Genomic DNA, 6,705 nt, shown 5'->3' with positions numbered 1-6,705 from the left:
GAAGGCGAACGGGACATAGCTCACGAAAAACCGGCGCATAAACGCTGGGCTACCTATAAAAAGGGCCCGGCTAAACGGCAACCCAAGGCAAAACGACGGGCTTTGAGGAAGTTGGAGGATGTTTAGGAAGTAAAATAATTTTGAGTATACAAATCTACCACAGCCCGTAACAATTTTTGATATGGCACCCCCAAACGCTTGGCTTCTTTTTTAAAAGCATTAAGACTTGATTCTTTAAGGTTAATGGTAACACGTTGTGTTTTTTCACTAAGCACCAGCTCCGCCGGTGAAGGCAAAAAATCTTTTACCTTCTTTCCCATTTTCATAGGCTCATTTGTGTATTTTATTTTCTTTTTCATACCTCTTTTTGCCCTTTCTCCAATACCCGGCTCCAATAATTCTAATTATTTTTCCTCTATACGTAAAACGCACCGTTAAAATATTACCTTCAACATTACCCAAACAAAACCATCTTTCTTCTTTAAAACTATGGTCTAAGTCTTCCACAATTACTCTTTGAGGGTCTGTAAAAGCTTTTTCGGCTTCTTCAAAATCCGCACCATGTTTACTTTGGTTTTCTCTATTTTTTACTTCATCCCACTCAAACATGAATATGCATAAATATGCATTTAATTATATGCATATTTATCCCTCTTGTGAACCTTTATTTTAAACAACACACAAGCTAAGTAGCCAATACTGTGCCAAGGTGTTAAAAAAATAAAAAAGTTAATTTTTTTAAGGGTTTAAGAAATGGGAAGGTGAAAAATAATTAAGAATAATCTCATACATGGTCTCAAAATCGGACTGTTGTGAAACTCATCGGACTTTTTTAAGTAATTGGGCATTAATAAATTGCTGATACCCTACGCCCAATTTTTTAGCCTGTTTTTTGGCCCATTCTAAAATGCGGGGGTGCAAGCGAATGGATACCGCTACATATTTTTCATCTGCTTCTTTGAGAGGCCGGCCGGGCCCTGGCCTTTTGGCTCGTGGCTTGCCGGTAAAAGCTTCAATGGCCTTTCTCCATTCTTCAGTTTCTTCCGGAGTAACACGCCGGGCTTTGTGAAATGGAAATTCTTTAAAGGGAAAATCCTCATCTTCCATTTTTGTTTTCTTCATATTGTTTTCTTTCTTTACGACTTGCTTTTCTAGCGCTAATCACACGCGTCACCTGGTTTCTTCTGGCAAAAACTACAAGCAAAATATTTTTTTGAATCGTTTCTCCTATAATCCATTCTCTTGACTCAACTTCCGAATGCTTATCGTCAGCTACCATCACCATATACGGATCATCAAAAACATAAACAGCTTCATCAAACAAAACACCATGTTTAATAAAATTAGAAACCGCCTTATTGTCATCCCATTCAAATGTCATTTTTAGTATATACAATAATTACAATTAAGCAATCATAGTTTACGGCATGACATTACAAATAAGATGCCAACAGGTTTAAAAATAAAAAAATTAGTATTTTTAGGGAGTTAAAAATTGGAGGGGGCTAGCAAGAGTCTCACGGGAGTCTCAAAATCGGACTCTTGTCGGACCCAATTAAGATCCTGAAGAGAATAACGATGCTAAAATTGTCTCCCATGACATATAAGAACCTAGAACCATACTTGGAGCCATGATGTCATGCGGATAAACAGGAACTTGTATAACAGGCACAGTATCTAATACACTGGATGGCAATAAACCAATCTTAACCATTATAAAAATAATGCCTAAACGATGATTGCCGTTAAAACATAAACGTACACCGTTTTCTTCCATACTCACTACAGGAGGCAACGGATAATCTCTTAATGTCTGGCTTAAAACATATCTCATCATTTCTATCGTGGGCACTTCACCTTCGTTCCACCCAACAGATCGCAGTGCTATAAACATGTCTACAATACGCTCTACTAAATGATCTAAATTAATACGATCACCTTCTATAAAAACAGGGTTGTTTGGAATTATCGTTCGTGCATCAACAGTAGTTAATTGATATCCCTCAATCTCGTTTAGCCCCGAAACAGTATCGAGTTCATTTATACCTGAAAATATCCACTGTTGAACAATCTGAGCATCTGGTACAAAACCGCTTTCCATCAATAATCTTCTTATTCTTTCCATCAATTGATTACGATCTATCTGATGACTAATAGAAGAATCAGGCACTAACAACCCTCTTCTTAAATCGTGTAAACCCTTGATAACAGCAACGGATGCAACGTCGTCAAATTCGGTCAATAATGCCAAAATATCATCAAGTAAATCAGGCCTACGGAATGAAAGTTGAACTAAAAGAATACCATAGGCTTCCTGAGACTCGGGCTCAATTCGCATCAAAGTTTCCAAAGCGGTTAATTGTTGACGATCAATTTTATCAAAGTTTCCTTCTTTTACGTTTACAAATAACTTTTCAAGATCATCAGCAACAGTTTTAGGCGGGAAAAAATCCAAAAAATCATCCTCTACCCCTTCATCAGACTTATGCAGTGCATGAAAAGCGCCCAAAGCCCACCAGACACGTCCCTCATCGCTCTCTAAATCATAACCTGCACGAAGAATACCAACTCTTATACTCATATCGTACATCAGTAGATCTCTATAAAAATCTACTTTTTCTTTACTGACAGGATGCCCTTCAATCAAATCGCCAAACAATTGATGCATCGGTTCAAAATGAGTAAGCAGCTCTTCAAAAACAGGGAAAGGAGGGATGAGTGTTTCAATTAATTCTGCCAATTGCTGGGGTGTAATATCTTTTGTCGCATGCGTTTCAATTAAACGAGGAGCCAGGGTGTACATAATATGCTCTGCGGGATACCCAAGAGCGCCAACAGAAAATTCCACTACCGTTTCTACATCTGGGCATTCTTCATTGGCGGCCACTTCTTCTGTACCTTCTACGGGGGGAGCATCCGGAATATCATCACCTTCACCTGGACCATTCATCGTGATGTGTCCATTAAAAGCTCCTGTTTCTCCCTCTTCCCTATCCAGAGCATCTGTTTCTGTGCCAGGGTCATTTAACCAGTCAGTTTCTTCCGTGTTTTCTTTACCCGTATCTTCTTTTTCTACATCAATACCAATTTCAGGAATCACGGGCTCTAGTTTTCGATTTAAATAAGGCAGCTCTTGAGCTTTCTCATCATCTGCAAAAATAAGTGTTATTTTATTTTTAGGATTAACTACAGGCCCATGCCATGTACCCAAACTGGGAACTTCTTCAACAAAAGGAAGCCTATGATTAATTTCCCAATCAAGCCCGGTATAAGTAAGCACTCCTGCTCCGGTAGCTATTACAGCCGGCGCTGCCAGCTCGCTAGCCGTGGCTTCCATAGCTATTTCGGGAATAAGAGGCGCTGCCTCTACAGTTTTTACTAACCCAAGCGTTTTGGCCAGCTTGTGGCCAGCCGCCAAAGCCGTTACAACAATACCTGCCGGCCCCATGTCGGCTTTTAATACTTGTGGTTCTTCTTGCTCATAAACCGCCGTATGCAATTCTCTGCACAAATTTTCTTTAAACTGAGAATTCACCGGCAAAGTTGCAGAGCTTAAATCAAACGCCACTTTAAAAATTTCATAATTATCCAAACCCTTCATAGCGCCTAGGGCATTATTGACCTCTCCATCCAAACCATCCAGCACGCTAAACAATTGGCAATCTATATATGCTTGCTCATCGGTCGATAATTTATAAAAGCCTTCGGTGTTGTGGCAAAGGTCTAAAAAAGAATTAAAAGAAAGAGTGCTCATATATTTATTCCAAACTCACGGTAAAACCTGTTAACGGGTCGGTCCATTCGGCTTCACATGTGCCGTACTCATCAACATATTCTTGTGCAGACGACTCGGCAGGAACAGACAAAGCGCCAACAACAAAAGTTGCAGCGGCAGCTTTTGCGAGTGGCTTGGCAACAGTTTCTGCCACTCCGCTAGTCACACTACCGCCCCCACTGGCACTCCCACCAGCAGATACAAGAGGAGACAACGCAATACCCACAACAGCGGCCCCTGTTAAAATAATTTCTGCCGGAGCCCAGGGCTCAAGTCCGGGTTCGAGGTCAACTTGATTCCAGATGTCATCACCACCTCCTTCAACTACACCTACGTTTTCTTGAGAATACTCAACATTTTTTTCTGCAAAAAAATCATTTTCCATTTCCCTGCATTGACTTGCAGAATTAATAGAACTTAAACCCAAACCTGCTCCTAAAAGGCCAGCAGTGTCATAAGCAAAGGGCTTATTGGATGCTTCCCACAAGCGATCACAATGCTCCTGTAATTTCTGAGCATCTATTCTATTAAAATAATTTTCTATTTGGGTTACTTCATCATCCAGTTCATAAGCATCTGGCTGAGGTTGCATTTCGTAACATTTTTGAAGGGTGCCCGAATAACATTGAGCCAAAAAATGCTGACGAGGTATTTCCTTAAATAATTGTTGAGCAAAATCAGGTTCGTCTAAACTAAAAAGTCGTTGTGGCGGCAAAGCATTTTGCCGCAGGTAAGCAGTTACAATTTCGGGAAATAGGTTTTGAACAGTTGGAGGAATTGGTGGCATAAAATAATGTAAAGCTAAGCATGAAGCCTATTGAGCAGATTGATAATTAAAATACCCATCCATCCAGTCGTGCATATTTTGAGTAGCGCCAAATACAAAAACATTACCACCCACAAAAACCACACCTCCCATAACAGAGTTACCAGTTGACCCTGCAGCATAACGTGTACAAGCAGAACCAAATGAAGCCGTATATGCCGTTACAAAACCGGTAAAAGCATCCGTAGCGGCTTCTTTTGATAACCACGTCCCATCCGAATTAACATACTCAATACCAGCACCGGCTATTCCGGGAATAATAGAATCAATAACAACGCCGCTTGTAAGCGTAGTGCCATAAGCCTGGCCTAGCACTCCGCTCCAGGCAACCTTGCCATCCGAACCAAATAAAAGAACATTGGCCGTTTCCAACCACGACCGTTCTATCCAACCTTTTTCTTTGGCCGCCTGCATCACATCGCCACTTAAATTATTGTAACTCACGTATCCATCTTGATTTCCATCTTTAGCATCCCAATTGTCAGCAATAGTTTTTGCGCCCTGCTCAGTTGCCGTGTCACCATATAATTCAAGCCATAATTGCTTTACCTGATCTACCGTTAACCTATCTGCCATAACTGTTTCCTCTCTCCAAAAAATTAAATAACTTACAAAACTTTCTCGGATATTTAGGATAAAAGTTTCGTTGTTTTTTAAAAAAACTGATTACAACTTGTAATCAATTTTTGAATTTTCAGGAGGATTTACACTCAACATCCTTGGACAAATGCCGATAAAAAATTAGCGTTTTAATTTTTATCGTGAGGTTTTTGACACTATGACTACTATCAATTTAAACGATCTTCCTGCTGCAGTACGTGATTATCTTTTACAAAATGCCGATGTTTGCGCCCATGATGGAGTTGGCAATGAAATTTGCGGGAACGATAATAGCTTTGGCGATGGCTACATCACAACCGATGAAGTGATATTAGCTCTTGATGTAAAAGCAATTACCAATACTTTTTTGCAAGGCTTTGGTTTATGGGCCAATCCCGATACAGGGGAAATTCAAACTCAAACAGTACTCAAGCCCAATGGGTTAGCGCCACATATTGCCCCTGCCACGCCCAAAGCCCTCTCGTTTAACTTTAGTCCCCTGCAAGAAATGGCAAGCGTCATAAGCGGCACCACCTGCCCCACTCCCCAGCAAACACGCAGGCTGGAACAATTGTTTTTAATTGGGCAGGTAGCTATTGCCATTGCCCGCTCATACACGCCGGGGCAAGCAGGCACGCTTGGTGGAGAATTCTGGCAAAACTGGAGAGATGCTTGGGGAGCCTCTTCACAACAAGACATTATTGATAGCCTCATCCGCCTGGCCACCCAAATTATTCCAGCGATGGGGGCCGAAATTTTGGCTAATCCTAATCTCACTGTAGAAACAGCGTTTACCAATCACCGTGCCAGAAGTTTTTTAGATAATTTACAACAACAGGAAGAAAATCATCCCATTTTAGCTACCCTTGGTTGTGTAGAAAATATTTCATTTATCGATACTTATTCGGATGCAGACCTCAATAGCCAACGCCTGGCCACCATGAGTTTTTGTCGCCGCTTGGGTTATGCCGATCAGGCGCTGCGTGTTGCCTTAAGAATGTTTGATCCCGAAATTTCCAGTTACATGAGTGAACATCCCGACCTTACGGAACCGCTCCACACGCTGGCCCGCACAGCCGAATCGCTAACACATGATGGACTGGCCGCAATTGATGCGCAGGAAATGCTCTTAAAAGCGGAGGTTTTATTTCAACATATCGATCGCTCGAAATTTGATGCGCAACAAAATGATATGTTTGATTCCTTGATGGATGCCATTGATCCCTATGGTGAATGGTTTAATCTGGCGGATACCACAAAAAAATCAATCGCTAAAAGTTTCTTGCTGGTAACTGCCGCTGGTGGGGTAGCCCATGCTGCCACAGCAGGCATTGTTTTCTTAGGTGGCCGCCTAGCAGGCCAGGCCGCGCTAGCGGCGGGTACGTTCAAGGTGGAAGTGCACCACTACGTAATTTTTTGAGTATTTCCGCAGGAGTATAAAAGTCTAAACATTTTCTCGGTCTATGGTTGAGACGATGTTCGACGAGAAGAATATCCTTTTCTG

Annotated in this window: 8 protein-coding genes; 1 reads left to right on the top strand and 7 read right to left on the bottom strand. The window is 41.4% G+C overall.

Annotated elements, in window-relative coordinates; translation table 11 throughout:
- Window positions 1-122: 122 nt before the first annotated feature.
- The 7 genes from K1X76_12890 to K1X76_12860 form a co-directional block, all read right to left on the bottom strand.
- Complete coding sequence (locus K1X76_12890; protein MBX7149958.1) at window positions 123-359, bottom strand: CopG family transcriptional regulator; 237 nt, start codon at window positions 357-359, stop codon at window positions 123-125.
- Window positions 331-609, bottom strand: coding sequence for a BrnT family toxin (locus tag K1X76_12885; protein ID MBX7149957.1), 279 nt, complete (start codon window positions 607-609; stop codon window positions 331-333). The genes K1X76_12890 and K1X76_12885 overlap by 29 nt, the downstream gene beginning before the upstream one ends.
- A gap of 210 nt (window positions 610-819) precedes the next feature.
- Window positions 820-1,107 (bottom strand): BrnA antitoxin family protein, encoded by a 288-nt coding sequence (locus K1X76_12880; protein MBX7149956.1) that lies wholly within the window; start codon window positions 1,105-1,107, stop codon window positions 820-822.
- The gene (locus tag K1X76_12875; GenBank protein ID MBX7149955.1) at window positions 1,097-1,381 is read right to left on the bottom strand and encodes a BrnT family toxin; all 285 of its coding nucleotides are present in this window, start codon (window positions 1,379-1,381) and stop codon (window positions 1,097-1,099) included. Before K1X76_12875 ends, K1X76_12880 begins: the two co-directional genes overlap by 11 nt.
- Before the next feature lie 174 nt (window positions 1,382-1,555).
- Complete coding sequence (locus tag K1X76_12870; GenBank protein ID MBX7149954.1) at window positions 1,556-3,754, bottom strand: hypothetical protein; 2,199 nt, start codon at window positions 3,752-3,754, stop codon at window positions 1,556-1,558.
- 4 nt (window positions 3,755-3,758) lie between these two features.
- A complete protein-coding gene (locus K1X76_12865) occupies window positions 3,759-4,562 on the bottom strand; it encodes a hypothetical protein (GenBank protein MBX7149953.1) in 804 nt (267 codons plus the stop codon).
- A gap of 27 nt (window positions 4,563-4,589) precedes the next feature.
- Window positions 4,590-5,177 (bottom strand): hypothetical protein, encoded by a 588-nt coding sequence (locus K1X76_12860; GenBank protein ID MBX7149952.1) that lies wholly within the window; start codon window positions 5,175-5,177, stop codon window positions 4,590-4,592.
- Window positions 5,178-5,379: 202 nt separating this feature from the next.
- Here K1X76_12860 and K1X76_12855 point away from each other — a divergent pair, with 202 nt between their 5' ends.
- The gene (locus tag K1X76_12855) at window positions 5,380-6,621 is read left to right on the top strand and encodes a hypothetical protein (GenBank protein ID MBX7149951.1); all 1,242 of its coding nucleotides are present in this window, start codon (window positions 5,380-5,382) and stop codon (window positions 6,619-6,621) included.
- Window positions 6,622-6,705 lie beyond the last annotated feature (84 nt).

Source organism: bacterium (assembly GCA_019695305.1).
In the GTDB taxonomy this organism is placed as follows: domain Bacteria; phylum UBA10199; class UBA10199; order UBA10199; family JAIBAG01; genus JAIBAG01.
This window is presented reverse-complemented; position numbering and strand designations above follow the sequence as displayed.